The organism is Pseudomonas sp. GW821-FHT02C04 (assembly GCF_059421845.1).
This window is the reverse complement of record NZ_JBWKVT010000002.1, coordinates 781,138-806,648: the sequence shown is the minus strand read 5'-3', so window position 1 is coordinate 806,648 and position 25,511 is coordinate 781,138. Positions and strand designations below refer to the sequence as shown.

Genomic DNA, 25,511 nt, shown 5'->3' with positions numbered 1-25,511 from the left:
CATCACCACTCTTTCAACTCCTTCCAGGCTTCGATGATCTGAAGCAAGCCGCTGTCGAAAACTGCGTAACTCATTGAGTTTCAAGGAGTTTTCCGTTTCGACTACGCCGGAAGTGGGGCGAATTATAGGCCTCCAGAATCTGCCGTCAACCCTTAATTTCGCTTTTCTTTCAATAACTTGCCGATTGGCCAAAAAACACCCGATTCCCTCTATATAGAAGAAAGAGATACCACCCTTCTATATAGAGGACGCCATCAAAGCACCCCATCCGCTTTCATCGCAGCCACCGCCCCAGCCCCCAGGCCCAACACCCGCTGCAAAACCTCCAGCGTATGCTCGCCCAACAAAGGAGGCGCGCGGCGATACTCGACAGGAGTCCGGGACAACCGGATAGGACTCGCCACCTGCGGCACCATTCCCGCCAGTGCATGCGGCAGCTCAATCGCCAGCCCACGGGATTTCACCTGCGGATCCTCGAACACCTGCGACAGATCATTGATCGGCCCACACGGCACACCCGCCTGCTCCAGCTGAACCACCCACTCGGCGGTCGTCTTGAAGACTGTCGCCTGGCGAATCAGCGGAATCAGTACTGCCCGGTTCGCCACCCGCAGCTTATTGGTCGCGAAACGCGGATCGTCCGCCCATTGTGGCTGCCCGGCCACCTCGGCAAATTTGCGGAACTGCCCGTCATTGCCCACGGTAAGAATGAAGTCGCCATCGGCCGTGGGAAAATCCTGGTACGGCACAATATTCGGATGCGCATTCCCCAGCCGCTTTGGCGCATTGCCCGTCGTCAGGTAATTCATCGCCTGGTTAGCCAGACAAGCCACCTGCACATCCAGCAACGCCATATCGATGTGTTGACCGCCGCCATCGTGATCACGATGAGCCAGTGCCGCCAGGATCGCCACGGTCGAATACAGACCGGTCAGAATATCCGTGAGCGCCACACCCACCTTCACCGGCCCGGCGCCCTCATCACCTTCAGGTCGCCCGGTGAGGCTCATCAGCCCGCCAAGCCCTTGAATCATGAAGTCATAACCCGCGCGCTTGGCATACGGCCCGGTCTGTCCAAAACCAGTGATCGAGCAGTAGATCAGATCCGGATTGATCGCCTTCAGCGACTCGTAATCCAGACCATAGGCCGCCAACCCACCGACCTTGAAGTTCTCGATCAGGATGTCCGACTTGGCAGCCAGTGCCCGTACAAGCTTCTGACCTTCGGGACGTGTGAAGTCGATCGTCACCGATTGCTTGTTGCGGTTGGCCGACAGGTAATACGCCGCCTCCGACGTATTCTCGCCGTAAGCGTCTTTCAGAAAGGGCGGCCCCCAGGCGCGGGTATCGTCACCATTACCCGGGCGTTCGACCTTGATCACTTCCGCCCCAAGGTCGGCAAGTATCTGCCCGGCCCATGGGCCGGCCAGCACTCGCGACAAATCCAGTACCCGCAGATGCGACAGCGCGCCCATGGTCGCTCTCCTATTAATAGAACGCCTGCAGGCCGGTCTGCGCACGACCGAGGATCAGCGCGTGAACGTCGTGAGTACCTTCATAGGTATTCACCACTTCAAGGTTGACCAGGTGACGGGCCACGCCGAACTCATCGGAGATCCCGTTGCCGCCCAACATGTCACGCGCCATGCGAGCGATATCCAGCGACTTGCCGCAAGAATTGCGCTTCATGATCGAAGTGATTTCAACCGCAGCGGTGCCTTCATCTTTCATGCGACCCAGACGCAGGCAGCCTTGCAGCGCCAGAGTGATCTCGGTCTGCATGTCTGCCAGCTTCTTCTGGATCAACTGAGTCGCAGCCAACGGACGACCGAACTGCTGGCGATCCAGGGTGTACTGGCGAGCGGTGTGCCAGCAGAACTCCGCCGCGCCCAACGCCCCCCAGGAGATGCCATAACGTGCAGAGTTGAGGCAGGTGAACGGACCTTTCAGGCCACGCACGTCCGGGAAGATGTTCTCTTCCGGCACGAACACGTTGTCCATGACGATTTCGCCGGTGATCGAAGCTCGCAGGCCGACCTTGCCGTGAATCGCCGGAGCGCTCAGGCCTTTCCAGCCCTTCTCCAATACGAAGCCGCGGATGTCCCCAGCGTCGTCCTTGGCCCAGACCACGAACACATCGGCGATCGGGCTGTTGGTGATCCACATCTTGGCGCCGGTCAGGCTGTAGCCGCCTTCCACTTTGCGTGCACGAGTAATCATCGCGCCCGGATCGGAACCGTGGTTCGGCTCGGTCAGACCGAAGCAGCCGATCCATTCGCCGGAAGCCAGTTTCGGCAGGTACTTCTGCTTCTGCGCTTCGGTACCGAATTCGTTGATCGGCACCATGACCAGCGAAGACTGCACGCTCATCATCGAACGGTAGCCCGAGTCGACGCGCTCGACTTCACGAGCGATCAGGCCATAGCTGACGTAGTTGAGGCCGCTGCCACCATACTGCTCGGGAATGGTCGCGCCCAACAGGCCAACCTCACCCATCTCACGGAAGATCGCCGGGTCAGTCTTCTCATGGCGGAAGGCTTCGAGCACGCGCGGCGCGAGGCTCTGCTGGGCGAATTGCTCGGCAGTGTCGCGGATCATGCGTTCTTCTTCAGTCAGCTGTTGATCCAGCAGCAGTGGATCGATCCAGTTGAAGCTAGCTTTACCGCCCATGAGTGAGTCCTCGCAAATCGGGTGAATTAACGTGGCATTGATCCTAGGCCCGCTTCGCCATCCCGGCAAACGAGGATTTCGCATCCTGTTGTGCTAATTTCTCACTCCGAAACGTCGCGAAATGCCGATTGAGCGATGTATTAGTGAGGTTGACGTACATGCGCCGCAAGATACCCAGCACCACCGCCCTGATCAGCTTTGAAGCCGCCGCCCGTCACGAGAGCTTTACCAAGGCCGCCGAAGAACTTTCTCTCACCCAGGGCGCCATTTGCCGACAGATCGCCAGCCTCGAGGACTTCCTCAGTGTCGAACTGTTCCGACGCTCCCGTCGCGGAGTGAAGCTGACCGAAGCGGGCCTTTCCTACAGCCGTCGGGTCGCCACCCAACTCGACGCCGTTGAGCGCGACACCCTCTCGGTGATGGGCCAGCAAGGTACCAACGTCATCGAGCTCGCCGTGGTGCCCACCTTCGGCACGCAATGGCTGTTGCCAAGGCTGAAGGACTTCCAGCTCAAGCACCCCGAAGTGACCGTCAACCTGACCAACCGTACCCGTCCGTTCCTGTTTGCCGACACCGACTTCGATGCTGCCATCTACTTCGGCGATGCCGATTGGTCCGGTACTGAATCCCACAGATTGATGGGCGAGAATCCAATGCCGGTGTGCAGCCCTGCCTTGCTCGGCAGCAAGAACAGTCTCACACCCGAAGAAATCGCCGATCTGCCTCTACTCCAGCAAACCACCCGCCCTTATGCCTGGCGACAGTGGTTCAACTCGCAACACCTGAACATTCCCCGCGACATGACAGGTCCGCGCTACGAGCTATTCTCCATGCTGGCCCAGGCCGCCATGCACGACATGGGCATCGCGCTGATCCCACCGTTCCTGATCCAGCGCGAATTGGCCGAGAAACGCCTGGTGATTGCCAACCCGAACGCACTCTCCAGCATCAAGGCGTATTACCTGATGATTCCGGAGCGAAAGGTCGAATCCGCGTCACTCAAGGCATTTCGCGATTGGCTGGTGAACCAGGCACACAGCTACAACCTAGAAGGATAAAGGCTTTCAGCGATTACTAACCCCGTAGTCAGAAAAAACAAAGCCCTACAGATATAACTATTTGTCGCAAATAGACAGACTGTATCCGAAAGTCGTACAGACGTCCCACAAGCGGCTGGCGACGTGGCTTTGAGCCCTCATTCGCGACTCATTACGACCTATTCACGTCACCGATGAGAAAATTCTTCAAATTCATCCACACTCCTTGCAAGGCACGGCCTGCAAGGGATTCAGCCAGCCATCTGCGACATTCGGTCACGGGATGACTTGTAGTTAATTTTCCGTCACCCGTCATAATCCCTTGAAGGGCATAAACTTCGCCTGCAAAATGCCGCGCCCCGCCCTGATTTGGCGGGATCGTGCTGATCGGCCGCCCCAGTCGCACCATCCGTAGTGCATGGGTTTACTCAATAAGATCACGCAGGAGATTTGACGTGCACATTGGTGTTCCTCTCGAAACCCAGACCGGTGAAACACGGGTTGCTGCAACCCCGGAAACCATTAAAAAGCTGATCAGCCAGGGTCATAAGGTCACTGTGCAAACCGGCGCCGGCGTTAAAGCCAGCGTTGTCGACAGTGCCTATGAAGCGGCAGGCGCAACCATTGGCAGTGCCAATGACGCGTTTGGCGCCGAGCTGATTCTCAAAGTGGTCGCGCCAAGCGATGCCGAACTGACGCTGATCAAGCGCGGCACGGTGCTGGTGGGCATGCTCAATCCGTTCAACAATGAAACCATCGCCAAAATGGCCGAGTGCGGGATCACCGCGTTCGCCCTGGAAGCAGCACCACGTACCTCCCGAGCCCAGAGCCTCGACGTGCTGTCGTCCCAGGCGAACATTGCCGGCTATAAATCGGTTCTGCTGGCCGCCAACTACTATCCGCGCTTCATGCCGATGCTGATGACCGCTGCGGGTACCGTGAAAGCGGCGCGCGTGCTGATTCTTGGCGCGGGCGTGGCCGGTTTGCAGGCGATTGCCACGGCGAAACGTCTGGGTGCCGTCATCGAAGCGTCTGACGTACGTCCGGCCGTGAAGGAACAGATCGAATCCCTCGGTGCCAAATTCGTCGACGTGCCTTACGAGACCGATGAAGAACGCGAATGCGCGGTCGGCGTCGGTGGTTACGCACGCCCGATGCCGGCGAGCTGGATGCAGCGTCAGGCCCAGGCCGTTCACGAGCGCGCCAAGCAGGCTGACATCGTCATCACCACCGCACTGATCCCGGGCCGCAAGGCACCGACGCTGCTGAGCGCGGACACCGTGGCGCAGATGAAACCCGGCTCGGTGGTCATCGACCTCGCAGCCGCTCAGGGTGGCAACTGCCCGCTGACCGTAGCCGATCAGGTCGTGATCGAGAACGGCGTGACCATCGTCGGCCCGACCAACCTCGCCGGTGAAGTCGCCGCAGACGCTTCGGCGCTGTACGCACGCAACCTGCTGGACTTCCTGAAGCTGGTATTCACCAAAGAAGGCCAGTTCGAAGTGAACCTCGAAGACGACATCGTCGCCGCGTGCCTGATGTGCCGCGACGGCCAAGTCATCCGCAAAAACGCCTAAGCAGGGATTCAGACGATGGAAGAGCTTATCTCCCCCGGTATCTACAACCTGATCATCTTCGTGCTGGCGATTTATGTCGGTTACCACGTGGTCTGGAACGTTACACCCGCGCTGCACACGCCTTTGATGGCGGTGACCAACGCCATTTCGGCGATCGTGATCGTCGGCGCCATGCTTGCCGCCGCCCTGACCGTCACTCCGCTGGGCAAGACCATGGGCACCCTCGCCGTGGCACTGGCCGCGGTCAATGTGTTCGGTGGCTTCCTGGTGACCCGCCGCATGCTTGAAATGTTCAAGAAGAAAGCCCCGAAAGTAAAAGAAGAGGCGCCTAAGTAATGAGCATGAACCTCGTCACGACGCTCTACCTGATCGCGTCGATCTGCTTCATCCAGGCCCTCAAAGGCCTGTCGCACCCGACCACGTCGCGCCGCGGCAACCTGTTCGGCATGCTTGGCATGGCGTTGGCGATCCTTACCACCGTCGGCCTTATCTATAAGCTCGGGGCTGAGCTGGCTACCGCCGGTATTGGCTACGTGATCGTTGGCCTGCTGATCGGCGGCACTGCCGGCTCGATCATGGCCAAGCGCGTTGAAATGACCAAGATGCCGGAACTGGTCGCCTTCATGCACAGCATGATCGGCCTTGCAGCGGTGTTTATCGCGATTGCTGCAGTGGTTGAGCCGCAGTCGCTGGGCATCGTCAAGCAACTCGGCGACTCGATCCCGGCGGGTAACCGTCTGGAGCTGTTCCTTGGTGCAGCCATCGGTGCAATCACCTTCTCCGGTTCGGTGATCGCGTTCGGCAAGCTGTCGGGCAAGTACAAGTTCCGCCTGTTCCAGGGTGCACCGGTACAGTTCTCCGGTCAGCACAAGCTGAACGCGGTACTGGGTCTGGCGACACTGATCCTCGGCATCACCTTCATGCTGACCGGCAACCTCGCCGCATTCGCGCTGATGCTGGCTCTGGCGTTCGTGATGGGCGTGCTGATCATCATCCCGATCGGCGGCGCCGACATGCCGGTGGTGGTGTCGATGCTCAACAGTTATTCCGGCTGGGCGGCGGCGGGTATCGGCTTCTCGCTGAACAACTCGATGCTGATCATTGCAGGCTCCCTGGTGGGTTCGAGCGGTGCGATCCTCTCGTACATCATGTGCAAGGCGATGAACCGTTCCTTCTTTAATGTACTGCTCGGCGGTTTTGGCAATACAGCAGACGCCGGTCCTGCCGGTGAGAAAGAAGCTCGCCCGGTGAAATCCGGTTCGGCAGACGACGCAACCTTCCTGCTGACCAACGCCGACACCGTGATCATCGTTCCGGGTTACGGTCTGGCGGTGGCCCGTGCACAGCACGCCCTGAAAGAGCTGACCGAGAAGCTGACCCACCACGGCGTGACCGTGAAGTACGCGATTCACCCGGTGGCCGGTCGGATGCCTGGCCACATGAACGTACTGCTGGCCGAAGCCGAAGTGCCGTACGACCAGGTGTTCGAGATGGAAGACATCAACTCCGAGTTCGGCCAGGCCGACGTGGTGCTGGTGCTCGGTGCCAACGACGTGGTCAACCCGGCTGCCAAGAACGATCCGAAATCGCCGATTGCCGGCATGCCGATCCTCGAAGCGTTCAAGGCCAAGACCATCATCGTCAACAAGCGCTCGATGGCCAGCGGCTATGCCGGTCTGGACAACGAACTGTTCTACCTGGACAAGACCATGATGGTGTTCGGCGACGCGAAGAAAGTCATCGAAGACATGGTCAAAGCAGTCGAGTAACCCTCGCAGGCAATGCAGAACGCCCCGACTTGTCGGGGCGTTTTTGTTTGCGAAAAACGTCGGACAATTTGCCGCGTTGTTGCAGATCCGGTAACGGTGTTTTACTTGAAACCCGCTAAATAGACGCCTCGTTTGCGACCTTGGTAGCGGGACAGGCGCCCGCGAAATTCACTAGACTGCGCATCCTGCTACTCGCTGCCCGAGAAAATAATCCATGTACCGTGACCGTATTCGCCTGCCTTCGTTGTTGGATAAAGTGATGAGCGCCGCCGACGCTGCTGCGCTGATCGAGGACGGCATGACCGTCGGCATGAGCGGCTTCACCCGCGCCGGCGAAGCCAAGGCCGTTCCCCATGCACTGGCCGAGCGAGCCAAGGTCACGCCGCTGAAGATCAGCCTGATGACCGGTGCCAGCCTGGGCAACGACCTCGACAAACAACTGACCGAGGCCGGCGTGCTATCGCGGCGTATGCCGTTCCAGGTCGACAGCACCTTGCGCAAGGCGATCAACGCCGGCGAAGTGATGTTCATCGACCAGCACCTGTCGGAAACCGTCGAGCAACTGCGCAACCAGCAACTGAAGCTGCCGGACATCGCCGTGATCGAAGCCGTGGCCATTACCGAACAGGGCCACATCGTGCCGACCACCTCGGTGGGCAACTCGGCGAGCTTCGCGATCTTCGCCAAACACGTGATCGTCGAGATCAACCTGGCACACAACGCCAACCTCGAAGGTCTGCATGACATCTATATCCCGACCTATCGCCCGACCCGCACGCCCATCCCGCTGGTAAAAGTCGACGACCGTATTGGCAGCACCGCGATCCCGATCCCTCCGGAGAAGATCGTCGCGATCGTGATCACCCAGCAGTCGGATTCGCCGTCCACCGTGTCGGCGCCGGATGTCGACACCAAGGCCATCGCCGATCACCTGATCACCTTCTTCAAGCAGGAAGTCGATGCCGGACGCATGACCAACAAGCTCGGCCCGCTGCAGGCCGGGATCGGCAACATTGCCAACGCGGTGATGTGTGGGTTGATCGACTCGCCGTTCGAAGACCTGACCATGTACTCCGAAGTGCTGCAGGACTCGACCTTCGACCTGATCGATGCGGGCAAGCTGAGCTTTGCCTCGGGCAGCTCGATCACGCTGTCGGAGCGGCGCAACAGCGACGTGTTCGGCAACCTGGAGAAGTACAAGGACAAGCTGGTTCTGCGCCCGCAAGAGATCTCGAACCATCCGGAAGTGGTTCGGCGCCTGGGCATTATCGGTATCAACACGGCGCTCGAGTTCGACATCTATGGCAACGTCAACTCCACCCACGTCTGCGGCACGCGGATGATGAACGGCATTGGCGGTTCGGGTGACTTCGCGCGCAACGCACACTTGGCGGTGTTCGTGACCAAGTCGATCGCCAAGGGCGGCGCGATTTCCAGCGTGGTGCCGATGGTCAGCCACGTCGACCATACCGAACACGACGTCGACATCCTGGTAACCGAGGTCGGTCTGGCCGACCTGCGTGGCCTGGCGCCACGGGAACGCGCCCGGGTCATCATCGACAACTGTGTGCACCCGGATTACCGCCAGGCGCTGAACGATTACTTCACAGCAGCCTGCGCCATCGGCGGCCACACCCCGCACATCTTGCGTGATGCTCTGAGCTGGCACATCAATCTGGAAGAAACCGGGCGCATGCTGAAGGCGTAATCCGCACAGATTTTCCGCTGGCGCAAACACAGTTTCGTCAGCGGAAATTTGAAAACCTCCAATCCAGTCAAAAACTGTACTGCTGTACCGGTCTTTTCCTACAGCTTTTACCTACTCAAATCGCCGAACTGAGCAAAAATGCACCAAATAGGCGCAGACAGGTACAGTTTGCGCAATTTTGACCCGTACACCCCCTATAAACAGTTAACTGGTCACTCACAATACAAGTGAACTGTATCTAGAGAGTCTGGCCAAACGAGAGGATCATGGGCACCAGTTAAACCACTACCTAATCCCGCCACAAGCGGAAGGATGTCAACCATGGAACGTACACTCAGTTCCGAACTGTTCTTCGAAGACAAAGCTGCAAAAACCCAGGCTTCCATGCCTCTGCGCGTTATCGCCAACCTGATGCTGTGGCAGCGCCGCATCTCCAGCCGCCACCAACTGGCTCGCCTGGATTCGCGTCTGCTGGCTGACGCCGGGATTAGCGAAGCACAACGCTACGAAGAGCTGAGCAAGCCGTTCTGGCGCTAAGTAGCGTCGCTGGCTCTGGTCGCTAGACCCACCGCCAGCAACCCGAATTGAACACACAAGACCCGTCGCGGGAAACCGCGACGGGTCTTGTCGTTTTGGGGTCGGAAAACATGCGGTACAGGTGCCTGCATCGCAGACAAGTACAGTTTAATTTTTTCAAAAACTGAACCAGTACAATTTCACCGTGGTGTATCTGCCGTGCTCATTGCATTCGGCTCAACATGACCTTCCGCCTCCATCGGCAAAAGGAAGACGTCATGAATCACTTACAGGATGTTTCAGCAGTTGCGGTCGAATGCTCCCCTCGCTTCGGTCGTCTACGACGGCTGTTCAGAGGCTTCTGGCAAGGTCTGGAGCGCGCCAGGACGCGGCGCCTGCTGGCTCAACTCGATGGGCGGGATCTCGCCGATCTGGGTCTCAGCCACGCGGATCGGCAGAACGAACTGGAGAAACCCTTCTGGCGCTAGCATTTTGCCCTCTGTGCGAAACCTCCCACACAGGCCTAATATCCGGGCAGAACGTGGCGAATGCCGTGCGACTGGCGTCTGACTTCCCAGACACCAAGCCACCTCTCAATACGATATTTCCAGAGGAGTTACACCATGTCCCGTCTTCGCCTGCTCAGCGCTGCCGCCCTGCTGGCCGTGGCTGCCAATGCCAGCGCTACCAGCTTCATCGTGACCACCGACGCCGTTGTTGGCGCGCTGAAGTCCTCTTCGGACGCGACTTCCGACGTCAGCTCTTCGCTGCGTGACAACAAAGTCGTGATCGCTGCCCGTGACGACGCTGCCAGCTTCGTTGCCAGCGAAGGCCAGATCCGCGGCGTGAAACTCGAGAGTGCTCTGGATCTCATCCGCCATCAGGCCCCGCAACTGAATGCGACCGACGCACAACTGGCACAAGCCATTCTGGCGATCTGAGCCGGCATTGCTGGAAGGGACATGCCCGTCATGTCCCGATGTTTCACCGCTGGCTCTAGACCGGGCATTACGCTAGCCTTGGGACTCGCTAACAGCACCTGAGACTCATGCGTTCTCTTTCAAATCTGCTTATCCCTTCTGTTCTGGTCACTGTCTGCTGGACGACTTCGGTCGATGCCTTTGACGTCTCGACGCAAAACACCGTTGTCAGCGGTTACGCCACCAGCATGGTGTCTTCCGCGCCTTTCGACCGTAAACTGCTGCTCGCCGCCCACGACGATGCGGCGGCATTCGTTGCCAGTGACGGCCAGTTGCGAGGCGCTCAGCTGGAATCCGCGTTGCATTACCTGCGCAAATCCCGGCCAAAACTTCATGTAAGCGACCTTGAACTGGCACAGGCAATTCTCGTCCAATAGTTATTCTTGCCCCCTCCGGAGTCGTTCCATGCGTAGCCCGCTGATTGCTGCCGCCCTTGGCCTGTTGTTGTTGGCCGATATGGCCCAGGCGCACACCCTGGTAGCCACCAGTAACATCATCGTTCGTGCCTCCCAGCGCACCATCGATTTCACTTCCGACACCACCACTTCGATCCGCGATTCGAAAATCATCCGAGAAGCCCACGACGACGCCGCCAGCTTCGTCGCCAGCAACGGAGATATCCGTGGCGCGCACCTGGAAGCCGCCCTCAACACCCTGCGCACCCGCGTGCCGGAAGCCCGCGACGCCAGTGATCAGGTACTCGCCGAAGCCATCCTCGCATTGTGAAGTCTCTCAGCGCCTGGCTGCTGGCCGGGGCGTTGCTGCTGATCGGCAGCAACGCTCACGCCAGCCTGCAACTGCGGCTCAAGACCGAGGGTCTGAGCCCCGCCCAACAACAGGCCAGCCAGGCGCTGCTCGATGAAGCGATGCAGAAACTGCCGCCCAGCTTCATCGAGCGTCTGGATCGACGCATCGATGTCGGCTGGACCGACGACATGCCCGCCAATGCCTATGGCCAGGCGACGCTCGTCTCCGAGCTGGACCTGAACCGTAAACTGCTCGCCGGGCTCACTGACGGCAGCGCGGCCACGCAAAAAACCAATCGCCCCCACGGCACTGTGCGGCAGGAACTGCTGGCCACGGTGCTGCACGAAATCACCCATATCTACGACCGCGCACGCCTGTGGCCGGCCGCCGAACGCACGCTGATCCAGCGCTGCACGCGCCGTAACAACAGCGCCGGGCTGATCGGCCTGCCGGATGAGTGTCGGGGCCAGAATGACCGGCGCTTCACCCTCAGCGATGACCCGCGCCTGCTCGACCTCGCCGGCTGGCAGCAATACGTCGGCCGTCGTGGAGAACGTGAACAGCACAACCGGCAGATCGCCCGCAGCCCGGACCTGTACGAGATCTCCAGTCCGAAGGAGTTCGTCGCGGTTAACATGGAGTACTTCCTCCTCGACCCGAGCTACGCCTGCCGCCGCCCCGCGCTGTACCGCTATTACCAGGAACACTTTGGCTGGGCGCCGCCGGAAAAGGACTCCTGCGCCAAATCCTTCGCCTTCCTCAATGCCGGCAACGACTTTGCCAAACAGCCGCTGGGCCAGGTCGATCCGGAGCGGGTCTACGCCATCGACTACCTGCTGGCCGAAGCGAACCAGAACTGGGTCAGCCGCTGGGGACACAGCATGTTGCGCCTGGTGATCTGCGCCCCGGGCCGGCCTCGCGGGCCGGACTGCCGACTGGATCTGGACCAGCATCTGGTGCTGTCCTACCGCGCCTTCGTCGGCGATGTGCAGCTGTCGAGCTGGGACGGACTGGTCGGCAAATACCCTTCGCGCCTGTTCGTCCTGCCGTTGGCGCAGGTGATCGACGAATACACCAAGACCGAACTGCGCAGCCTCGCCTCGGTGCCGCTGAACCTGTCTCGCAGCGAAATCGAAGACGTGGTCGAACACGCCGCCGAAATGCACTGGAGCTACGACGGCAACTACTTCTTCCTGTCCAACAACTGCGCGGTGGAGAGCCTGAAACTGCTGCGCAGCGGTAGCAACAATGCGCAGCTCACCGGCCTCGACAGCATCATGCCCAACGGCTTGCTGGAAGTGCTCAAGGGCCGGGGCCTGGCGGATACCAGCGTGCTCGACAATCCCAAAGAGGCGTTGCGCCTGGGTTACCGCTTCGACTCGTTCCGCGATCGCTATCAGGCAATGTTCGAGGTGCTGAAGAAACAATTGCCGATCAAGCAGGCCAGCGTCGAGGAATGGCTGTCGCTGTCTGCCGAAGAGCGGCGGCCATGGTTCGAACGCGCCGACCTGCGTACCAGCGCCGCATTGCTGTTGTTGGAACAGGCCAGTTTCCGACGCCAGTTGCTGCTGGCCCAGGATGAGGTCAAGCAACGCTACCTCGGCGCCCGGGAACTGGAAAACGGCGGCATGGACAAGGCCAACGCAACGTTGCAGCAGATCCTCGCCAACAGCGGCTTCCTCAGCCGTCCGGCGGAACTGCTCGACTCTCGTGGTTATGGCCTGCCGCAACCGAGCGAGTTCAGCCGACTGGAAGCCGAAAGCAGTCAGCGCCAGAAACAGTTGCTGGTGCTGAGCGGTGATCTGGACAAGGAAGTGCGAGCGCTGCTGGAACCGAAACGGGCAGCGGAGATTGCAGCCAACGAGGCCAACGTGAAGCAGATCGGCGAGCATTTGCGCAAACTGCACAAAGCCTCGGGCGGCCTGGAGTTGCCCTGAAATAACTGACCTGAAAAACAAAAGACCGCAGCCTGTGAAAGGCTGCGGTCTTTTTTATTGCCTGCAAATCAGTACAGAACACCATCCAGCACTTCGTAGACGATCCCGGTACCGATCGCGATCAACACGATATCGCCACCGGCCCGACGCCATTCATAGCCCGGATACACCGGCAAACGTCCCAACGCCCGGGCATCCAGCCGTTCGCCGTAATAGCCGTGCGGCAACGGCCGGCCGCGTTCCAGGCGAATACCCGGCGGCGGCGGTGCACCGCGAACAAAGTAGCCGTGATTGTCGCGAATCACTTGGCGCACCGGCCCGAAGTCGCGCGGTGGCAGGCCGCCACGGTGGCTGCTTTGCCAATCATGATGATCACCACCGCGATTGTCGTACTGACCCTGTTGCGGGCCGCCGTGGTCGTGATCGTCGCGTGGGTCAGCGCTGGCCAGCAGCGGGGTCGCGCTGATCATCAGCACGCCCAGACTGGCAATCAGACGTTTCGGCATTTTCATCGGGTCTTTCCTCACTGCACTGACAGCAAAAAGGGATTCAGAACGTGGTCCTGAATCCCTCGGTCTTGCTTGGTTAGTCTGTGCGTCGAGGCCCTAATTCCTCTGTATCAGGAACTTTACCTTCAGCTGACGCGGGCCTTACGCACGCCTTCGGACAGCGCCGAACACAGGCTCAGCACGCCGTCGATGGCCTGGTCCGGAGTGGTCGCATTGGCGATGTGATCGATCAGCGCCGACCCCACCACCACGCCATCGGCCAGACGCGCAATAGACGCGGCTTGCTCCGGCGTACGGATACCGAAACCGATGCTGATCGGCAGGTCGGTATGACGACGCAGACGCGCCACCGCTTCCTCGACATGTTCCAGAGTCGCCGCACCGGCACCGGTCACACCGGCGACCGACACGTAGTAAACGAACCCGGAGCTGCCGTTCAACACTTTGGGCAGACGTGCGTCGTCAGTGGTCGGCGTAGTCAGGCGGATGAAGTCGATGCCTGCAGCCTGGGCCGGGTCGCACAGCTCCGAGTTGTGCTCCGGCGGCATGTCGACCACGATCAGGCCATCAACGCCGGCCTCTTTGGCTTCAGCGATGAAGCGCTCGACACCGAACTTGTGGATCGGGTTGAAGTAACCCATCAGCACCAGCGGCGTGTCGCTGTTGTCCTTGCGGAACTCGCGAACCATTTGCAGGGTTTTGATCAGGTTCTGTTTGGCACCCAAAGCACGGATGTTCGCCAGTTGAATCGCCGGGCCGTCGGCCATCGGGTCGGTGAACGGCATGCCCAGCTCGATCACGTCGGCACCGGCTTTCGGCAGGCCCTTGAGGATCGCCAGCGAAGTGTCGTAGTCCGGGTCGCCGGCAGTGACGAAGGTCACCAGTGCGGCGCGGTTCTGTTCTTTGAGTTCGGCAAAGCGGGTTTGCAGGCGGCTCATCAGTGTTTCTCCTGCTTGGAAGTTTCCATGTGGTGCATGACGGTCTGCATGTCTTTGTCACCGCGGCCGGACAGGTTGACCACCATCAGGTGATCCTTCGGCAGCTTCGGTGCGCGTTTGAATACTTCCGCCAGGGCATGAGCACTTTCCAGTGCCGGGATGATCCCTTCGAGGCGGCAGCATTTGTGGAACGCATCGAGGGCTTCGTCGTCGGTCACCGAGGTGTACTGGACGCGGCCGATGTCATGCAACCATGCGTGTTCCGGGCCGATGCCCGGATAGTCGAGGCCGGCGGAAATCGAGTGGGCGTCGATGATCTGGCCATCGTCGTCCTGCAGCAGGAAGGTACGGTTGCCGTGCAACACACCCGGTACGCCGCCGTTGAGGCTGGCCGCGTGCTTGCCGGTCTCGATGCCGTAACCGGCGGCTTCGACGCCGATGATTTCCACGCTCTTGTCGTCGAGGAACGGGTGGAACAGGCCCATGGCGTTGGAACCGCCACCGATGCACGCCACCAGGCTGTCCGGCAGACGACCTTCCTGAGCTTGCAGCTGATCGCGGGTTTCCTTGCCGATCACCGCCTGGAAGTCGCGAACCATGGCTGGATAAGGATGCGGACCGGCCACGGTGCCGATCAGGTAGAAGGTGCTGTCGACGTTGGTCACCCAGTCACGCAGTGCTTCGTTCATCGCATCTTTCAGGGTGCCGGTGCCGGCGACCACCGGGATCACCTCGGCGCCCAGCAGCTTCATGCGGAACACGTTGGCCTGCTGACGTTCAATGTCAGTGGTGCCCATGTAGATCACGCAGTCCAGACCGAAACGCGCAGCCACGGTGGCGGTCGCCACGCCGTGCATGCCGGCGCCGGTCTCGGCGATGATGCGTTTCTTGCCCATGCGCCGCGCCAGCAGGATCTGGCCGATGCAGTTGTTGATCTTGTGCGCGCCGGTGTGGTTCAGCTCTTCGCGCTTGAGGTAGATCTTGGCGCCACCGCAGAACTCGGTCAGGCGCTCGGCGAAGTACAGCGGGCTCGGACGTCCGACGTAGTCGCGCTGGAAGTAGGCCAATTCCTCTTTGAACGCCGGATCTTCCTTGGCCGCTTCGTATTCGCGGGCCAGATCGAGGATCAACGGCATCAGGGTTTCGGCGACGTAACGGCCGCCGAACGAGCCAAACAGGCCGTTGGCGTCAGGGCCGTTACGCAGATCGGAGGTGTTCGAAGTCTGGGTCATGGTTCGCTCCAGCGGATTTCACGAGAAGACAATGGCGTTCACTCTACCCCTGACCTTGCAGGCTGAAAACCGATAAGATCGCCACAACCTGTCAGGAAAACTCACAGATATCATGAGCCATGACCTTCCCCCGCTGAACGCCTTGCGCGCCTTCGAAGCCACCGCCCGGCTGAACAGTGTCAGCCAGGCCGCCGAGCAGCTGCACGTTACCCACGGCGCGGTCAGCCGACAGCTCAAGGTGCTTGAAGAGCACCTTGGCGTCAGCCTGTTCGCCAAGGACGGTCGCGGCTTGAAACTCACAGATGCCGGTATCCGTCTGCGCGATGCCAGCGGCGAGGCGTTCGACCGCTTGCGCAGTGTTTGTGCCGAGCTGACCCAAAGCACCGCCGACGCTCCGTTCGTGCTCGGCTGCTCCGGCAGCCTGCTGGCGCGCTGGTTCATTCCGCGACTGGGAAGGCTGAATGCCGATCTGCCGGACTTGCGTCTGCACCTGTCGGCCGGAGAAGGCGACCTTGATCCGCGCCGCCCGGGACTCGATGCCTTGCTGCTGTTCGCCGAGCCGCCATGGCCGGCGGACATGCAAGTCTACGAGCTGGCCAGCGAACGCATCGGCCCGGTCATGAGCCCGCTGTTCAGCGGCTACCAGCGTCTGCAATCGGCACCACCCATCGACCTGCTCGACGAGCCCTTGCTGCACACGACTTCACGCCCGCAAGCCTGGCCGAGCTGGGCGCAGCAAAGCGGCCTCGACGCCAAGGCATTGAAGCTGGGGCAAGGTTTCGAGCATCTGTATTACTTGCTGGAAGCGGCCGTCGCCGGATTGGGCGTGGCGATCGCGCCGGAACCCTTGGTGGCCGAAGACTTGAAAGCCGGTCGCCTGGTCGCGCCATGGGGCTTCTGCGAAACCCCGGCGCAACTGGCGTTGTGGCTACCCAAGCGCGCCGCGGACGGGCGCGCCCGGCAATTGGCGCAGTGGCTCAGGCACGAGCTGCGCCAGGCGGATCACTCGCCGCGCTTGAACAGCAAGTAAGCGGCCAGCAGACCCAGCGCACCGACCGCGACACCGGCGGTCGTCCACGGATGTTCCTGCGCGTAATCGCGGGTGGCGATCCCGGTCTCGCGGGTTTTGACTTTGACTTCTTCGTAGGCATCGCTGAGCAGGCTGCGCGAATGTTTCAGCGCGCTTTCGGCGTTGCCCTTGAGCGCCTTGAGGGTCTTGCGCGACTCGTCCGAAGCGTCGTCCTTCAGGCTTTCCAACGACTTGAGCAGACTCTCGATCTCCGCTTCCATGCTTTGCAACGAGGCTTTGCGTAACGAGGTGTTGGCCATGGTGGCTCTCCTGCATTGGTGATGAGTGGCGTGTGTTGTTTGGGACTTCACGGGTTCTGGAAAGTGCAGAAAATCTGAACTCGGCTTTCCCGAAGCGAACGAAATCAACACTGCAAATCGCTGCTAGGCTCAATTCCACACGTCAAGGAGATCGCCATGAGTGACCATCACACCTACAAGAAAATCGAGCTGGTCGGTTCGTCCCCCAGCAGCATCGAAGACGCCATCAACAACGCGCTGGCCGAAGCCGGCAAGAGCATCAAGCATCTGGAATGGTTTGAGGTGGTCGATACCCGTGGCCACATCAAGGACAACAAGGCCGCCCACTTTCAAGTGACCCTGAAAGTCGGGTTCCGGATTGCCAGCAGCTGAGTTTGGTCTACGCTTCTGAACTTGCGCGCTGGCCGAGTGCCATAGGAATGGCAAAGCGCTACAGGGTGAGCGCATCGGGTAAATAACCCCGATGCCCGCCTCTTTTAATCCGACCAGGGAGTGCGACCGATGAAGAAGTTCATGTTGGCAGTAGGTTTGTTGAGCCTTGCGGGTGGTGCGTTTGCTGCCGGCAAGCCCTGTGAAGAAGTGAAAGCCGCGATCGCGGCAAAACTGGATGCGAAACACGTTTCCGGTTATTCGCTGGAAATCGTCGATAAAGGTGCTGCCGCTGGCGGCAAGGTTGTCGGCAAGTGCGAGGGCGGCACCAAGGAAATCGTCTACAAGCGCGGTTGATCGCGCCTGAAATGCAAAAGCCGATGCAATGCGTCGGCTTTTTTGTGCCCGGCTATCTTTGTACACAACTGTAGGGCCTCAGCCCTTCATCACCTGCGCCAGCAATTCGTAGGAATGCAGGCGATCGGCGTGTTCGTACAGGTCGCAGGTGAAGATCAGCTCATCCGCCTGAGTCTGTTCGATCAGCACCTCAAGTTTTGCGCGGATTTTCTGCGGGCTGCCGACCATCGCCAGCCCGAGGAAATCGCCCACCGCCTCACGCTCGTGGGGCAGCCACAGGCCGTCCATGGTTTTCACCGGCGGACGCTGCACCAGACTTTGCCCACGCATCAGCGCGAGAATTCGCTGGTACACCGAGGTCGCCAAGTAATCGGCCTGCTCGTCGGTGTCGGCGGCCACCAGCGGCACGCCGAGCATCACGTACGGTTTGTCGAGCACCGCCGATGGCTTGAAGTGGTTGCGGTAGACGCGAATCGCCTCGTGCATGAAGCGCGGTGCGAAATGTGAGGCAAAGGCGTAGGGCAAACCGCGCTCGCCGGCCAGTTGCGCACTGAACAGGCTGGAACCCAACAGCCAGATCGGCACGTTGGTGCCGGTGCCCGGCATCGCGATCACGCGCTGATCCGGCGTACGCGGGCCGAGGAACCGCGCCAGTTCGGCCACGTCTTCCGGGAAATCGTCGGCACTGCCGGAACGCTCACGGCGCAGGGCTCGGGCGGTCATCTGGTCGGAGCCGGGCGCGCGGCCCAGGCCGAGGTCGATCCGCCCCGGATACAGGCTTTCAAGGGTGCCGAACTGCTCGGCAATCACCAGCGGCGCGTGGTTGGGCAGCATCACGCCACCGGAGCCGACACGGATGGTCGACGTGCCGCCGGCCAGATAGCCCAGCAACACCGACGTCGCAGAACTCGCGATGCCGTCCATGTTGTGGTGCTCGGCGACCCAGAACCGGGTGTAGCCGAACTTTTCGACATGCTGCGCCAGATTCAGCGAGTTGCGCAGCGACTGGGCCGGGCTGCCGTTCTCGCGCACCGGCACCAGATCGAGGGTGGAAAACTTTACGTCGGACAGTTGCTTCATAAACCTGCATCTCCGATTGAGGGCGCAGGTTTGTTCTTGGCGAACGCAAACCTGCCCAATTCATAAGCGTGTTCTGTGCAATAAGGGCATATACCCGAGTTTCAATAGCCGATCCGAAATTTCCTACTAAAAAAGTCAACGATTCAGATGAGCTGAACTTTGTCCCGGCGTCTATCCTCAGAAGCCTTGCAAGCAGAAACCCTGATGGCGCGGCGTTTCGCGCCGATTTGAGGAGGCACACATGGCTATCGTGAAGAAGGCATCTGCACATTGGGAAGGTGACCTGAAAACCGGCATCGGCTCGATCTCCACCGAAACCGGCGTCCTGCGGGAAGCGCCGTACGGCTTCAAGGCCCGCTTCGAAGGCGGCAAGGGCACCAACCCGGAAGAACTGATCGGCGCCGCTCACGCTGGCTGTTTCTCCATGGCGTTCTCGATGATCCTCGGTGACGCCGGGCTGAAGGCCGAAAGCATCGACACCCAGGCCGAAGTCACCCTCGATCAAGTGGAGGGCGGTTTCGCGATCACCGCCGTGAAGCTGATCCTCAAGGCGAAGATTCCGGGTGCAACCCAGGCGCAATTCGAGGAGCTGAGTAACAAGGCCAAGGAAGGTTGCCCGGTGTCGAAGGTGCTGAACGCGAAGATCAGCCTGGATGCGTCACTGGTCAGCTGATTGACTTGCGCCGAATCAGAACCCGCCAGGCAAAAATGTGGTCGAATAAATGACAGCAGCTTTCGCGCATCTTCGTGCGCGCTGCTCCCAGGAGCTTCAACCATGAAACGTTTTGCTTTGGCGGTTATCTGTGGCGTGCTGGCAACGTCGGCCTTCGCGGCGCCAAAAGATTGCGAAGAACTCAAGCAAGAGATCGAAATCAAGATTCAGGCGAATGCCGTGCCCTCCTACACCCTGGAGATAGTCTCCAAAGAGGAAGCCGAAAAGCACGACGTCGCCATGATCGTCGGCACCTGCGACAACGGTACGAAGGCCATCATCTACCAGAAGAACGACCGCTGATTCAGGTTAGATGGCGCAATAGGTGTCGCGATCCTCGGCAACAATTTCCCGCTTGGCGTTATACAGCCGGGCACTGGGAGTAAACATCAGGGAGCGGCCCTCCAGCACATAACGCTGACCCGCTTCGAAATGGTCGAAGCGGATGGTCAGGTAGCACAGGCGCTCCACGGGGTCGTTCAACATTCCGCCGCCTCCACCAGGCGCCTCGAAATCGAAACGCACCAGCAACTCATGGCTGCCGGGCGTTACCTGGAAAAAACGTCCGTCAGTCAGGCGCTGCTTGTCGAGACGTTCGGCCATCAACAGTTTTCCACCAGGAGTCGGCGTCGAGAACTCGACCCAGGCCATGTTGGGGTCGACCGGAGGCATCGGCGTCTGACAACCGGCGAGCACACCGGCAACCAGTAACAGCATCGACTTGCGCATGATGAATGTCCGTGAATTCGGACATCCAGCATAACGCCGATCAGGTGCGCTGACAGCCTGCCGGTTTGCCCTGACCGACTACGTTGCGCTGCTGGTCATAGAGTTTGGCCCACGGCCGGAAACCGATATTGCCGGCCTGGAGCTGATAGCGCTGGCCGGCGTTGAAGTCCTTGAATGTCACGTTCAACTGGCAATCGCGCCACAGGGGCTCGGCATCGGGGCCGATGTTGGTTGCCTCCACCGGAAACTGGTAACGCACCTTCAGTTCATGACTGCCGGGTTGTACTTCGAAGTAACGTTTGTCGACGGCAGCCTTCTTGTCGACTTCCAGCGCTTGCAGCGCCGTGTCTTGTTGCCGTGTATCCAGATCGATCCAGGCTTGCGTGGGGTCGGGCGAAGGCATTCCGAATCCGGCACAACCGGCCAGCGTCAGCAGGCCTCCCGTCAGTATCAACATGCGCATGGCGGAGCTCCAATGGGCGGGATAGTCTTGCGATCAGACTTTCCGGGGGATTTCTTATTGTGATCAGGCCGTTTCCAAGCCTTGGGTTACTTGATCGCGTTTTGCGGGTTTTGTTTCCGAGCACATTGCTTTTGCTGCTCAACGGTTGTTCCAGCGTCAGCTATTACAGCCAGTTGGCCAGTGGTCAGCTGCAATTGCTGCGCGCGCGCGAACCGGTGGCCAAGGTGATCGCCGACCCGAGCCGGGACGCGACACTGCGCGCCCACCTGGCCCAGTCGCAGAAGGCCCGGGACTTCGCCAGCCAACACCTGCACCTGCCGGATAACCAGAGCTATCGCCTGTACGCCGATATCCATCGCCCGTACGTGGTGTGGAACGTGTTCGCCACCCCGGAGTTTTCCCTGAGCCCGCAGAACCATTGCTTCCCGATTGCCGGTTGCGTGGCCTATCGCGGCTACTACAGCCAGAGCGCCGCGCGGGGTGAGGCAGCGATTCAGCGCCTGCAAGGCATGGACGTATCGATTGGCGGCGTCGAAGCCTATTCGACGCTTGGCTGGTTCAATGACCCGATCCTCAACTCGATGATGGGCTGGGGCGATGAACGGTTGGCCACGCTGATCTTCCATGAGCTGGGCCACCAACGTTTCTATGTGAAGGACGACACCGAGTTCAACGAGTCCTACGCGACCTTTGTCGAGCAGGAAGGTACCCGGCAGTGGCGGGCGTTTCGTGGCCTGCCGCCAGAGAACGATGCCCAGCTCAAACGCCGGGATCAGTTCATTCAACTGATCCTCGACACCCGTACCCGGTTGGAGAAGCTGTACGCCCGGTCGATGCCCGTCGAGCAGATGCGCGAACGCAAGGCCGCCGAGTTCGAACGGTTTCGCCGGGATTATCGGGCGATGCGTGACAGCCAGTGGGCCGGGGACAAACGCTACGACGCCTGGGTCAATGCACCGCTGAACAATGCGCGTTTGTTGCCGTTCGGGCTGTATGACCAGTGGGTGCCGGCGTTTGCTGCCTTGTTCAGGCAGGTAGACGGGGATTGGCTGAAGTTCTATGCACAGGTCGAGAAGCTGGGCGGTTTGCCGGCTGACAAGCGAAAGACAGCCCTGCGTGAACTGGCCGTCCTTCGCTCCGATTGACGATCAGCGCTGCAGAAACGCCTGATGCAACTCGGCCAGGGTTTCGAAGTGATAAGCCGGCGCCTCGGCGCTCAGCTCTTCATGGCTGCCGAAACCATAACCCACCGCCGCTGCATCCAGACCGTTGCTGCGGGCGCCGATCAGGTCGTGCTTGCGGTCACCGATCATCAGCGTATTGGCCGGATCCAGCCCTTCTTCTGCGATCAGGTGGGCAATCAGCTCGACCTTGTTGGTACGGGTGCCGTCCAGCTCGCTGCCGTAAATCACCTTGAAGTGTTTGGCAAAATCAAAGTGCCGGGCGATTTCCCGAGCGAACACCCACGGTTTTGAAGTCGCGATATACAGCTGCCGGCCTTGGCCACTCAGGGTTTCCAACAACGGCGTGACGCCCTCGAACACCCGGTTCTCGTAGAGACCGGTAACCTTGAAACGCTCGCGATAGAAATTCACCGCGTCCCACGCCTTCGCTTCATCAAAACCATAAAACTGCATGAACGCCTGCAACAGCGGCGGGCCGATGAAGTGTTCCAGTTTGGTCAGGTCCGGCTCATCGATACCGAGCTTGCTCAAGGCGAACTGGATGGAGCGGGTGATGCCCTCACGCGGATCGGTCAGGGTGCCATCGAGGTCGAACAGTACGGTCTGGTAATGCATGAAAAATCCCGAGCAATAGAGTGAAAAGTCAGAGCTGGTCGTAGCCTTCGGCCAGATGCAGGTCCTTGAGCTTCACGTAGTTCGCCGCGCTGTAGGTGAAAAAGGCGTTTTCCTTGTCGGTCAGCGGACGAACCTGTTTCACCGGGCTACCGACGTACAGAAAACCGCTTTCCAGGCGCTTGCCCGGTGGCACCAGGCTGCCGGCGCCGATGATCACGTCGTCCTCGACCACCGCGCCGTCCATGACAATGCTGCCCATGCCGATCAATACGCGGCTGCCGACGGTGCAGCCATGCAGCATGACCTTGTGGGCGATGGTCACGTCATCGCCGATCAGCAGCGGAAAGCCGTCCGGGTTGAACGGGCCGGCGTGGGTGATGTGCAACACGCAGCCATCCTGCACGCTGGTGCGTGCGCCGATACGGATGCGGTGCATGTCGCCGCGAATCACCGTCAACGGCCACACGGAGCTGTCTTCGCCGATTTCAACGTCGCCGATCACCACCGCGGAGCCGTCGACAAAAGCGCCTTTGCTCAAGCGTGGGGTGTGATTCTGGTACTTGCGAAGGGACACGATTAGTTCTCTCTCTGTCGCCGATAGCTGCGGTGGGTGTCGATTGTAATTAAGATGGGCGCATGTTTCTTCCAGCCAAGGTGCCAACCGTGAGCGTGAACAACCCTCTTCTGCAGTCCTACGACCTGCCGCCGTTCTCCGCGATCCGTGCCGAACACGTGCAGCCGGCCATCGAAACCATCCTGGCCGACAACCGCGCCGCCATCGCCGAGATTCTCAAGACCCAGGGCCAGAACCCGACGTGGGCCGGGCTGGTGCTGGCGATGGACGAACTCAACGATCGCCTGGGCGCTGCCTGGAGCCCGGTCAGCCACCTCAATGCCGTGTGCAACAGCGCCGAACTGCGTGAAGCCTACGAGTCGTGCCTGCCGGCCCTGAGCGCCTACTCCACCGAGATGGGCCAGAACCGCGAGCTGTTCCAGGCGTATGAGGCCTTGGCCAACAGCCCGGAAGCCGCCGGTTTCGACGTGGCGCAAAAAACCATTCTGGAACACGCCCTGCGCGATTTCCGCCTGTCGGGTATCGACCTGCCGGAAGCCGAACAGAAGCGCTACGCCGAAGTGCAGAGCAAGCTGTCCGAGCTGGGCAGCCGCTTCTCCAACCAGTTGCTCGACGCCACTCAGGCCTGGACCAAGCACCTGACCGACGAAGCCGCCCTCGCCGGCCTGACCGATTCGGCCAAGGCGCAAATGGCCGCTGCGGCACAGGCCAAAGGCCTCGATGGCTGGCTGATCACTCTGGAATTCCCGAGCTACTACGCGGTGATGACCTACGCCCAGGACCGTGCGCTGCGCGAAGAAGTCTACGCCGCCTACTGCACCCGTGCGTCGGATCAAGGCCCGAATGCCGGCCAGAACGACAACGGCCCGGTGATGGGCGAAATCCTCGACCTGCGTCAGGAACTGGCCAAACTGCTCGGTTTCTCCAGCTTTTCCGAGCTGAGCCTGGCGACCAAAATGGCCGAATCCAGCGACCAGGTGTTGAGCTTCCTGCGCGATCTGGCCAAGCGCAGCAAACCGTTTGCCGCCCAGGACCTGCAACAGCTCAAGGCCTACGCCGCCGAACAGGGCTGCGCCGACCTGCAAAGCTGGGACAGCGGTTTCTACGGTGAAAAACTCCGTGAACAACGCTACAGCGTCGCCCAGGAAACCCTGCGCGCCTACTTCCCGATCGATAAAGTGCTGGGCGGCCTGTTCGCCATCGTTCAGCGTCTGTACGGCATCGAGATCGCCGAACTGAAAGGTTTCGATACCTGGCATCCGGACGTTCGACTGTTCGAGATCAAGGAAAACGGCCAGCACGTCGGCCGCTTCTTCTTCGACCTCTACGCCCGCGCCAACAAGCGCGGCGGTGCCTGGATGGACGGCGCCCGCGACCGTCGTCGCACCCTCGACGGCGTGCTGCAAAGCCCGGTGGCCAATCTGGTGTGCAACTTCACCCCGGCCGACAGCGGCAAGCCTGCTCTGCTGACCCACGATGAAGTGACCACCCTGTTCCACGAATTCGGTCACGGCCTGCATCACCTGCTGACCCGCGTCGAGCATGCCGGCGTATCGGGCATCAACGGCGTGGCGTGGGACGCGGTCGAGCTGCCGAGCCAGTTCATGGAAAACTGGTGCTGGGAGCCGGAAGGCCTCGCGCTGATTTCCGGCCACTACGAAACCGGCGAGTCGCTGCCACAGGATTTGCTGGAAAAAATGCTCGCGGCGAAGAACTTCCAGTCCGGCCTGATGATGGTCCGTCAGCTGGAGTTCTCGCTGTTCGACTTCGAACTGCACGCCACCCACGGTGACGGTCGCAGCGTCGCGCAGGTGCTGGAAGGCGTGCGCGACGAAGTCTCGGTGATGCGTCCTCCGGCCTACAACCGCTTCCCGAACAGCTTCGCGCACATCTTCGCCGGCGGTTACGCGGCGGGTTACTACAGCTACAAATGGGCAGAAGTGCTGTCGGCAGATGCCTTCTCCAAATTTGAAGAAGACGGCGTGCTCAATGCCGACACCGGTCGCGCCTTCCGCGAGGCGATCCTGGCCCGCGGCGGCTCGCAGGAGCCGATGGTACTGTTCGTCGACTTCCGTGGCCGTGAGCCATCGATTGACGCACTCTTGCGCCACAGCGGCCTGAGTGAGGACGCGGCAGCATGAGTGAGGCACCTGTGAAGACCAAAAAACGCTTTATCGCCGGGGCCGTCTGCCCGGCGTGCAGCGAGCCGGACAAGCTGATGATGTGGAGCGAGGACGATGTCCCTCACCGCGAATGCGTGGCGTGCGGCTACAGCGATACGCTGAATGCACAAGGGTTGTCGGTTCCAAAAGAGCTGGGCACGCGGGTCAATACCAGCGCGCTCAAGCCGGCACCGGACAAGACGGTTCAGGCGGTGCAGTTCTTCCCGAATCCGAAGCTGAAGAAAAAGCCCGACGAGCAACATTGATCCAGAACCACCTTCTACCGAATCCCGGTGGAAGGTGGTATTGGCTTAACA

The 25,511-nt window shown here is 60.4% G+C and carries 30 protein-coding genes; 19 read left to right on the top strand and 11 right to left on the bottom strand.

Features of this window, described 5'->3' with window-relative positions:
* Positions 1 to 254: 254 nt before the first annotated feature.
* Entirely contained in the window at positions 255 to 1,475 is a 1,221-nt protein-coding gene (locus AC07VV_RS11880; RefSeq protein WP_495036319.1) for a CaiB/BaiF CoA transferase family protein, read from the bottom strand.
* A gap of 13 nt (positions 1,476 to 1,488) precedes the next feature.
* Entirely contained in the window at positions 1,489 to 2,670 is a 1,182-nt protein-coding gene (locus AC07VV_RS11875) for an acyl-CoA dehydrogenase (protein ID WP_085712999.1), read from the bottom strand.
* Between the two features lie 158 nt (positions 2,671 to 2,828).
* Here AC07VV_RS11875 and AC07VV_RS11870 point away from each other — a divergent pair, with 158 nt between their 5' ends.
* The 11 genes from AC07VV_RS11870 (at position 2,829) to AC07VV_RS11820 (ending at position 12,941) form a co-directional block, all read left to right on the top strand.
* Positions 2,829 to 3,728 (top strand): LysR family transcriptional regulator, encoded by a 900-nt coding sequence (locus AC07VV_RS11870; protein ID WP_096822463.1) that lies wholly within the window; start codon positions 2,829 to 2,831, stop codon positions 3,726 to 3,728.
* Between the two features lie 434 nt (positions 3,729 to 4,162).
* On the top strand, positions 4,163 to 5,284 hold the full coding sequence (locus AC07VV_RS11865) for a Re/Si-specific NAD(P)(+) transhydrogenase subunit alpha (RefSeq protein ID WP_495036318.1): 1,122 nt from the start codon (positions 4,163 to 4,165) through the stop codon (positions 5,282 to 5,284).
* A gap of 15 nt (positions 5,285 to 5,299) precedes the next feature.
* Positions 5,300 to 5,620, top strand: coding sequence for an NAD(P) transhydrogenase subunit alpha part 2 (locus tag AC07VV_RS11860; protein ID WP_003187417.1), 321 nt, complete (start codon positions 5,300 to 5,302; stop codon positions 5,618 to 5,620).
* Positions 5,620 to 7,053 carry an NAD(P)(+) transhydrogenase (Re/Si-specific) subunit beta gene (locus AC07VV_RS11855; RefSeq protein ID WP_085606447.1) on the top strand — a complete coding sequence of 478 codons (1,434 nt, stop codon included), beginning with the start codon at positions 5,620 to 5,622 and terminating at the stop codon, positions 7,051 to 7,053. The genes AC07VV_RS11860 and AC07VV_RS11855 overlap by 1 nt, the downstream gene beginning before the upstream one ends.
* Before the next feature lie 214 nt (positions 7,054 to 7,267).
* Positions 7,268 to 8,761 carry a succinyl-CoA:acetate CoA-transferase ScpC gene (gene scpC, locus AC07VV_RS11850; RefSeq protein ID WP_096822461.1) on the top strand — a complete coding sequence of 498 codons (1,494 nt, stop codon included), beginning with the start codon at positions 7,268 to 7,270 and terminating at the stop codon, positions 8,759 to 8,761.
* A 321-nt stretch (positions 8,762 to 9,082) separates the two neighbouring features.
* Complete coding sequence (locus AC07VV_RS11845) at positions 9,083 to 9,298, top strand: DUF1127 domain-containing protein (RefSeq protein WP_161752288.1); 216 nt, start codon at positions 9,083 to 9,085, stop codon at positions 9,296 to 9,298.
* A 257-nt stretch (positions 9,299 to 9,555) separates the two neighbouring features.
* Positions 9,556 to 9,765, top strand: a complete 210-nt coding sequence (locus tag AC07VV_RS11840) for a DUF1127 domain-containing protein (RefSeq protein WP_495036317.1) — start codon at positions 9,556 to 9,558, stop codon at positions 9,763 to 9,765.
* 135 nt (positions 9,766 to 9,900) lie between these two features.
* Complete coding sequence (locus AC07VV_RS11835) at positions 9,901 to 10,218, top strand: DUF2388 domain-containing protein (RefSeq protein ID WP_085713004.1); 318 nt, start codon at positions 9,901 to 9,903, stop codon at positions 10,216 to 10,218.
* 107 nt (positions 10,219 to 10,325) lie between these two features.
* Positions 10,326 to 10,634 carry a DUF2388 domain-containing protein gene (locus tag AC07VV_RS11830; protein WP_495036316.1) on the top strand — a complete coding sequence of 103 codons (309 nt, stop codon included), beginning with the start codon at positions 10,326 to 10,328 and terminating at the stop codon, positions 10,632 to 10,634.
* A 28-nt stretch (positions 10,635 to 10,662) separates the two neighbouring features.
* Positions 10,663 to 10,983, top strand: a complete 321-nt coding sequence (locus AC07VV_RS11825) for a DUF2388 domain-containing protein (protein ID WP_065260625.1) — start codon at positions 10,663 to 10,665, stop codon at positions 10,981 to 10,983.
* Complete coding sequence (locus AC07VV_RS11820; RefSeq protein WP_495036315.1) at positions 10,980 to 12,941, top strand: DUF7844 domain-containing protein; 1,962 nt, start codon at positions 10,980 to 10,982, stop codon at positions 12,939 to 12,941. Before AC07VV_RS11825 ends, AC07VV_RS11820 begins: the two co-directional genes overlap by 4 nt.
* A 68-nt stretch (positions 12,942 to 13,009) precedes the next feature.
* On the opposite strand, the gene AC07VV_RS11815 is transcribed toward AC07VV_RS11820, so the two are convergent.
* The 3 genes from AC07VV_RS11815 to trpB form a co-directional block, all read right to left on the bottom strand.
* Positions 13,010 to 13,453, bottom strand: coding sequence for an anti-virulence regulator CigR family protein (locus AC07VV_RS11815; RefSeq protein ID WP_495036314.1), 444 nt, complete (start codon positions 13,451 to 13,453; stop codon positions 13,010 to 13,012).
* A 122-nt stretch (positions 13,454 to 13,575) separates the two neighbouring features.
* Complete coding sequence (gene trpA, locus AC07VV_RS11810) at positions 13,576 to 14,388, bottom strand: tryptophan synthase subunit alpha (protein ID WP_007953915.1); 813 nt, start codon at positions 14,386 to 14,388, stop codon at positions 13,576 to 13,578.
* Positions 14,388 to 15,620, bottom strand: coding sequence for a tryptophan synthase subunit beta (gene trpB / locus AC07VV_RS11805; RefSeq protein ID WP_207984577.1), 1,233 nt, complete (start codon positions 15,618 to 15,620; stop codon positions 14,388 to 14,390). The genes trpA and trpB overlap by 1 nt, the downstream gene beginning before the upstream one ends.
* Before the next feature lie 112 nt (positions 15,621 to 15,732).
* Between trpB and AC07VV_RS11800 the strand changes: the two genes are divergently transcribed.
* Positions 15,733 to 16,650: a LysR family transcriptional regulator gene (locus AC07VV_RS11800; protein ID WP_495036313.1), complete on the top strand. Its 918-nt coding sequence runs from the start codon at positions 15,733 to 15,735 to the stop codon at positions 16,648 to 16,650.
* On the opposite strand, the gene AC07VV_RS11795 is transcribed toward AC07VV_RS11800, so the two are convergent.
* Positions 16,623 to 16,949, bottom strand: coding sequence for an ElaB/YgaM/YqjD family protein (locus AC07VV_RS11795; protein ID WP_007953918.1), 327 nt, complete (start codon positions 16,947 to 16,949; stop codon positions 16,623 to 16,625). The genes AC07VV_RS11800 and AC07VV_RS11795 overlap by 28 nt on opposite strands.
* Before the next feature lie 156 nt (positions 16,950 to 17,105).
* On the opposite strand from AC07VV_RS11795, the gene AC07VV_RS11790 reads away from it, so the two are divergent.
* Positions 17,106 to 17,321 carry a dodecin gene (locus tag AC07VV_RS11790; RefSeq protein WP_096822455.1) on the top strand — a complete coding sequence of 72 codons (216 nt, stop codon included), beginning with the start codon at positions 17,106 to 17,108 and terminating at the stop codon, positions 17,319 to 17,321.
* Positions 17,322 to 17,450: 129 nt separating this feature from the next.
* Positions 17,451 to 17,675: a DUF1161 domain-containing protein gene (locus AC07VV_RS11785; RefSeq protein WP_096822454.1), complete on the top strand. Its 225-nt coding sequence runs from the start codon at positions 17,451 to 17,453 to the stop codon at positions 17,673 to 17,675.
* Between the two features lie 78 nt (positions 17,676 to 17,753).
* Here the strand turns inward: AC07VV_RS11785 and AC07VV_RS11780 are convergent, their stop codons facing one another.
* Positions 17,754 to 18,755: an LLM class flavin-dependent oxidoreductase gene (locus AC07VV_RS11780; protein WP_495036312.1), complete on the bottom strand. Its 1,002-nt coding sequence runs from the start codon at positions 18,753 to 18,755 to the stop codon at positions 17,754 to 17,756.
* A gap of 241 nt (positions 18,756 to 18,996) precedes the next feature.
* On the opposite strand from AC07VV_RS11780, the gene AC07VV_RS11775 reads away from it, so the two are divergent.
* Together AC07VV_RS11775 and AC07VV_RS11770 are read left to right on the top strand one after the other, a co-directional pair.
* A complete protein-coding gene (locus AC07VV_RS11775) occupies positions 18,997 to 19,428 on the top strand; it encodes an OsmC family protein (protein ID WP_096822453.1) in 432 nt (143 codons plus the stop codon).
* A gap of 102 nt (positions 19,429 to 19,530) precedes the next feature.
* Positions 19,531 to 19,770, top strand: coding sequence for a DUF1161 domain-containing protein (locus tag AC07VV_RS11770; RefSeq protein WP_074689739.1), 240 nt, complete (start codon positions 19,531 to 19,533; stop codon positions 19,768 to 19,770).
* Between the two features lie 6 nt (positions 19,771 to 19,776).
* Here AC07VV_RS11770 and AC07VV_RS11765 read toward each other — a convergent pair whose 3' ends face one another.
* Together AC07VV_RS11765 and AC07VV_RS11760 are read right to left on the bottom strand one after the other, a co-directional pair.
* A complete protein-coding gene (locus AC07VV_RS11765) occupies positions 19,777 to 20,196 on the bottom strand; it encodes a PA0061/PA0062 family lipoprotein (protein WP_495036311.1) in 420 nt (139 codons plus the stop codon).
* Positions 20,197 to 20,236: 40 nt separating this feature from the next.
* Positions 20,237 to 20,659, bottom strand: a complete 423-nt coding sequence (locus tag AC07VV_RS11760) for a PA0061/PA0062 family lipoprotein (protein WP_096822451.1) — start codon at positions 20,657 to 20,659, stop codon at positions 20,237 to 20,239.
* A gap of 59 nt (positions 20,660 to 20,718) precedes the next feature.
* Here AC07VV_RS11760 and AC07VV_RS11755 point away from each other — a divergent pair, with 59 nt between their 5' ends.
* Entirely contained in the window at positions 20,719 to 21,804 is a 1,086-nt protein-coding gene (locus tag AC07VV_RS11755) for an aminopeptidase (RefSeq protein WP_495036310.1), read from the top strand.
* A 3-nt stretch (positions 21,805 to 21,807) separates the two neighbouring features.
* Here the strand turns inward: AC07VV_RS11755 and AC07VV_RS11750 are convergent, their stop codons facing one another.
* Both AC07VV_RS11750 and AC07VV_RS11745 read right to left on the bottom strand, forming a co-directional pair.
* Positions 21,808 to 22,458 (bottom strand): HAD family hydrolase, encoded by a 651-nt coding sequence (locus AC07VV_RS11750; RefSeq protein ID WP_495036309.1) that lies wholly within the window; start codon positions 22,456 to 22,458, stop codon positions 21,808 to 21,810.
* A gap of 28 nt (positions 22,459 to 22,486) precedes the next feature.
* Positions 22,487 to 23,032: a gamma carbonic anhydrase family protein gene (locus AC07VV_RS11745; protein ID WP_085647197.1), complete on the bottom strand. Its 546-nt coding sequence runs from the start codon at positions 23,030 to 23,032 to the stop codon at positions 22,487 to 22,489.
* Between the two features lie 62 nt (positions 23,033 to 23,094).
* Between AC07VV_RS11745 and prlC the strand changes: the two genes are divergently transcribed.
* Together prlC and AC07VV_RS11735 are read left to right on the top strand one after the other, a co-directional pair.
* Positions 23,095 to 25,173: an oligopeptidase A gene (prlC, locus tag AC07VV_RS11740; RefSeq protein ID WP_495036308.1), complete on the top strand. Its 2,079-nt coding sequence runs from the start codon at positions 23,095 to 23,097 to the stop codon at positions 25,171 to 25,173.
* Positions 25,170 to 25,460 (top strand): YheV family putative zinc ribbon protein, encoded by a 291-nt coding sequence (locus tag AC07VV_RS11735; protein WP_007953955.1) that lies wholly within the window; start codon positions 25,170 to 25,172, stop codon positions 25,458 to 25,460. The genes prlC and AC07VV_RS11735 overlap by 4 nt, the downstream gene beginning before the upstream one ends.
* The last annotated feature ends 51 nt before the right edge of the window (positions 25,461 to 25,511 follow it).

Bases quoted from the DNA above. Each gene is read 5' to 3' on its own strand.
- AC07VV_RS11760 (WP_096822451.1), bottom strand. From the start codon at position 20,659: ATGCGCATGTTGATACTGACGGGAGGCCTGCTGACGCTGGCCGGTTGT.
- AC07VV_RS11775 (WP_096822453.1), top strand. From the start codon at position 18,997: ATGGCTATCGTGAAGAAGGCATCTGCACATTGGGAAGGTGACCTGAAA.
- trpB (WP_207984577.1), bottom strand. From the start codon at position 15,620: ATGACCCAGACTTCGAACACCTCCGATCTGCGTAACGGCCCTGACGCC.
- AC07VV_RS11835 (WP_085713004.1), top strand. From the start codon at position 9,901: ATGTCCCGTCTTCGCCTGCTCAGCGCTGCCGCCCTGCTGGCCGTGGCT.
- prlC (WP_495036308.1), top strand. From the start codon at position 23,095: ATGTTTCTTCCAGCCAAGGTGCCAACCGTGAGCGTGAACAACCCTCTT.
- AC07VV_RS11780 (WP_495036312.1), bottom strand. From the start codon at position 18,755: ATGAAGCAACTGTCCGACGTAAAGTTTTCCACCCTCGATCTGGTGCCG.
- AC07VV_RS11795 (WP_007953918.1), bottom strand. From the start codon at position 16,949: ATGGCCAACACCTCGTTACGCAAAGCCTCGTTGCAAAGCATGGAAGCG.
- AC07VV_RS11840 (WP_495036317.1), top strand. From the start codon at position 9,556: ATGAATCACTTACAGGATGTTTCAGCAGTTGCGGTCGAATGCTCCCCT.
- AC07VV_RS11860 (WP_003187417.1), top strand. From the start codon at position 5,300: ATGGAAGAGCTTATCTCCCCCGGTATCTACAACCTGATCATCTTCGTG.
- AC07VV_RS11815 (WP_495036314.1), bottom strand. From the start codon at position 13,453: ATGAAAATGCCGAAACGTCTGATTGCCAGTCTGGGCGTGCTGATGATC.
- scpC (WP_096822461.1), top strand. From the start codon at position 7,268: ATGTACCGTGACCGTATTCGCCTGCCTTCGTTGTTGGATAAAGTGATG.
- trpA (WP_007953915.1), bottom strand. From the start codon at position 14,388: ATGAGCCGCCTGCAAACCCGCTTTGCCGAACTCAAAGAACAGAACCGC.
- AC07VV_RS11875 (WP_085712999.1), bottom strand. From the start codon at position 2,670: ATGGGCGGTAAAGCTAGCTTCAACTGGATCGATCCACTGCTGCTGGAT.
- AC07VV_RS11750 (WP_495036309.1), bottom strand. From the start codon at position 22,458: ATGCATTACCAGACCGTACTGTTCGACCTCGATGGCACCCTGACCGAT.
- AC07VV_RS11870 (WP_096822463.1), top strand. From the start codon at position 2,829: ATGCGCCGCAAGATACCCAGCACCACCGCCCTGATCAGCTTTGAAGCC.
- AC07VV_RS11765 (WP_495036311.1), bottom strand. From the start codon at position 20,196: ATGCGCAAGTCGATGCTGTTACTGGTTGCCGGTGTGCTCGCCGGTTGT.
- AC07VV_RS11785 (WP_096822454.1), top strand. From the start codon at position 17,451: ATGAAGAAGTTCATGTTGGCAGTAGGTTTGTTGAGCCTTGCGGGTGGT.
- AC07VV_RS11880 (WP_495036319.1), bottom strand. From the start codon at position 1,475: ATGGGCGCGCTGTCGCATCTGCGGGTACTGGATTTGTCGCGAGTGCTG.
- AC07VV_RS11825 (WP_065260625.1), top strand. From the start codon at position 10,663: ATGCGTAGCCCGCTGATTGCTGCCGCCCTTGGCCTGTTGTTGTTGGCC.
- AC07VV_RS11845 (WP_161752288.1), top strand. From the start codon at position 9,083: ATGGAACGTACACTCAGTTCCGAACTGTTCTTCGAAGACAAAGCTGCA.
- AC07VV_RS11800 (WP_495036313.1), top strand. From the start codon at position 15,733: ATGAGCCATGACCTTCCCCCGCTGAACGCCTTGCGCGCCTTCGAAGCC.
- AC07VV_RS11770 (WP_074689739.1), top strand. From the start codon at position 19,531: ATGAAACGTTTTGCTTTGGCGGTTATCTGTGGCGTGCTGGCAACGTCG.
- AC07VV_RS11855 (WP_085606447.1), top strand. From the start codon at position 5,620: ATGAGCATGAACCTCGTCACGACGCTCTACCTGATCGCGTCGATCTGC.
- AC07VV_RS11830 (WP_495036316.1), top strand. From the start codon at position 10,326: ATGCGTTCTCTTTCAAATCTGCTTATCCCTTCTGTTCTGGTCACTGTC.
- AC07VV_RS11735 (WP_007953955.1), top strand. From the start codon at position 25,170: ATGAGTGAGGCACCTGTGAAGACCAAAAAACGCTTTATCGCCGGGGCC.
- AC07VV_RS11790 (WP_096822455.1), top strand. From the start codon at position 17,106: ATGAGTGACCATCACACCTACAAGAAAATCGAGCTGGTCGGTTCGTCC.